Raw genomic sequence first — 2,697 nt, forward strand, 5'->3', positions numbered from 1 at the left:
CGTCAGCGCACCCGCGGCGGAGGCGCTGGCCGCGTCGAGACGACCGGCCACACCGAGAAGGCCGAACACACGGACACCACCGAGCAATCCGCCCCGCCGGCCGACGGTGCTCCTGCAGGCGACGCAACCAATCCCGCGCGGCGCCGGCGCAGGCGTCGTCGTCCCAACACCGCGGCACCAACTGCCGGATAGACGAGGCCGCGAGGCACGGTAGTCGAGAACGTGGTCAAACCGGAACGCCGCACCAAGGGCGACCTGATGGCGGCAACCGCCATCGTGGTGGTGATCGCCGTGGCCGCTGCCCTGATCTGGTGGACCAGCGACGCCCGCGCAACGATCAGCAGGCCTGCGGCGACGCCGGTACCGGCCGTCACGACGGCCAAGGACGTCCCGGTGACGCTCAAGCAACTCTGGACCGCCCCAAGCCCGAAGACGACTGAGCCGATCATTGCGGCGGGCAGCGTCGTCACGGGCGACGGGCACCAGGTCGACGGACGCGATCCCGCGACGGGTGCGGTGCTCTGGAGCTATGCGCGCGACCTCGACCTGTGCGGTGTCACCTCGATCTACCAGTACGCGGTGGCGGTCTATCCGGATGTCCGCGGGTGCGGGCAGGTGAGCACGATCGACGGCAAGACCGGCCGACGCGGGCCCACGCGCACGTCGCAGGCCGACCAAGAGGTGACGTTGAGCTCCGACGACTCGACGGTCCTCTCGGCAGGCGACAGCCGCCTCGAACAGTGGCGGTCGGACATGGCGCGCACGATCAGCTATGGGGCACTCGACGCCCGGTTCAAGCGCGAGGTCCCTGCCCAGCCGCTCTGCAGGCTGGCATCCGCCGCCGCCAGCTCGTCGGCGGTGTCGGTTCTCGAGTCGTGCCCACAGCAGCCAGACATGCGGCTCACGCTGTTGCGGCCTGCCAAGGAAGAGGACCAGCCCGACACGAAGCACATTCCCCTGCCCGGCGTGGCCGACGTCTCGGACGCCCAGGTCGTCGCCGTCAACGGCACCACCACCGCGGTCTATCTTCCGACGCCGCAACCGGTCGTCACCGTCTACGACGAGACGGGCACCGTCATCGCGAGCACCCTGATGTCCAAGCCGGCGTCGCCCCAGGCCACCGTGTCAGTGGCGGGCGACTACGTCACGTGGTGGACCGGTGACAGCGTGATGGTGTTCGACGCGAACGCCCTGCGCTACAAGTACACGGTCAGCCCGGTCGCCGGTAACGTCCCGGTGGGACCGGCGACGTTCATGGCGGGCAAGCTCCTGGTGCCGGTCACGGGCGGCTACGACGTGTTCGAGCCCGCGACCGGAAAGGGCGTCAGCCACGTCAACCTTGCGCGGAGACCGATTCCGACGGCGGTGATTCCGGCGGTCGCGGGCTCCCAGGTGCTCGAGCAGCGCGGGGGCACGTTGGTCGCCCTCGGCTCCTGACGCCTCGTCGGTGACTACGGCTCCGGCGCGAACGTCGGCAGCGCCTTGCCCGTCTTCCAGTATTTGAGCAGAGCATCGGCGAGATCGCGATAGGCGTTCGCGCCCTTGTTCTTTCGCCCCGTGAGCACGGACGATCCCGATGCACTGGCCTCGGCGAAGCGGACCGTGCGCGGAATCGGCGGTCCAAGGACCTTCAGGTCGTAGCGGTCGGCGACGTCGAGAAGCACGTCCCGGCTGTGCGTCGTGCGCGAGTCGTACAGCGTCGGCAGCGCACCCAACAGCTGAAGTTCGGAATTGGTGATTTGCTGGACGTCGTTGACCGTCCGCAGGAATTGGCCGACGCCGCGGTGCGCCAGCGTCTCGCACTGCAGCGGAACGATCACGTCGCCGGCAGCCGTGAGCCCGTTGAGCGTCAGCACGCCCAAAGACGGTGGGCAGTCGATGATCACGACGTCGTAGTCGGGTCCCACCTTCGCGAGGGCGCGCTTGAGGGCGTATTCGCGGCCGGCCCGCATGAGCAGCATCGCCTCGGCCCCCGCGAGATCGATGTTCGCGGGCAGCAATGCCATGCCCTCGGCCGTCGACACCACGGCGGCGTCCGGTTCGACGTCACCGAGCAGGACCTCGTGAATCGAGACCGCCAGCTTGTCGGGGTCCTGGCCCAGCGAAAACGTCAGACATCCCTGCGGGTCGAGGTCGACGAGCAGCACACGTCGACCCTTCTCGGTCAAGGCCGCGCCGACAGACGCCACCGTCGTCGTCTTGGCCACCCCACCCTTTTGATTGGCGACCGCCAGAACCCGCGTCACGGTGTCCATCCAAGCACGTTCGTCGGTGCATGCGCCGGGAGCGACGCCTCCGGCGTGGGGCAGAATCCCGGGTGTGAGCATCGAGAGCCACCGTTTAGTGCTGCTTCGCCACGGCGAAACCGAGTGGTCGAAGTCTGGTAAACACACCAGTCGCACCGACCTCGACCTCACCGACGAAGGGCGGGAGCAGGCGAGGTTGGCCGCCGAGGCACTGGCCGATCTTCAGCTGAAGGATCCAGTCGTGATCAGCAGCCCGCGGCATCGGGCTCTCGTCACCGCAGAGCTGGCCGGCCTGAAGGTCGAGGACGTGTCTCCCCTTCTCGCGGAATGGGACTACGGCGATTACGAGGGCACGACCACGAACGACATCCGCAAGGTGGTACCCGACTGGCTCGTCTGGACGCACGGCTGCCCAGGTGGAGAGACTGTCGCGCAGGTGAGTCTCCGGGCC

3 protein-coding genes and 1 pseudogene are annotated in these 2,697 nt (G+C 68.3%); 3 read left to right on the forward strand and 1 reads right to left on the reverse strand.

Annotated elements, in window-relative coordinates; translation table 11 throughout:
• Both QOD90_RS09190 and QOD90_RS09195 read left to right on the forward strand, forming a co-directional pair.
• Positions 1-192 (forward strand): annotated as a pseudogene (locus tag QOD90_RS09190) (DEAD/DEAH box helicase); the annotation flags it as partial.
• 30 nt (positions 193-222) lie between these two features.
• Positions 223-1,437 (forward strand): Rv3212 family protein, encoded by a 1,215-nt coding sequence (locus QOD90_RS09195; protein WP_526348854.1) that lies wholly within the window; start codon positions 223-225, stop codon positions 1,435-1,437.
• Between the two features lie 14 nt (positions 1,438-1,451).
• Here QOD90_RS09195 and QOD90_RS09200 read toward each other — a convergent pair whose 3' ends face one another.
• Positions 1,452-2,255: a ParA family protein gene (locus tag QOD90_RS09200; protein WP_526348856.1), complete on the reverse strand. Its 804-nt coding sequence runs from the start codon at positions 2,253-2,255 to the stop codon at positions 1,452-1,454.
• A 64-nt stretch (positions 2,256-2,319) separates the two neighbouring features.
• On the opposite strand from QOD90_RS09200, the gene QOD90_RS09205 reads away from it, so the two are divergent.
• A partial coding sequence (locus tag QOD90_RS09205) for a histidine phosphatase family protein (protein ID WP_526348858.1) occupies positions 2,320-2,697 on the forward strand: 378 nt, incomplete at its 3' end.

Source organism: Mycobacterium sp. (assembly GCF_032161845.1).
GTDB lineage: Bacteria > Actinomycetota > Actinomycetes > Mycobacteriales > Mycobacteriaceae > Mycobacterium.

Excerpts from the sequence above, each read along its gene's own strand:
- QOD90_RS09200 (WP_526348856.1), bottom strand. The coding sequence starts at position 2,255 with ATGGACACCGTGACGCGGGTTCTGGCGGTCGCCAATCAAAAGGGTGGG.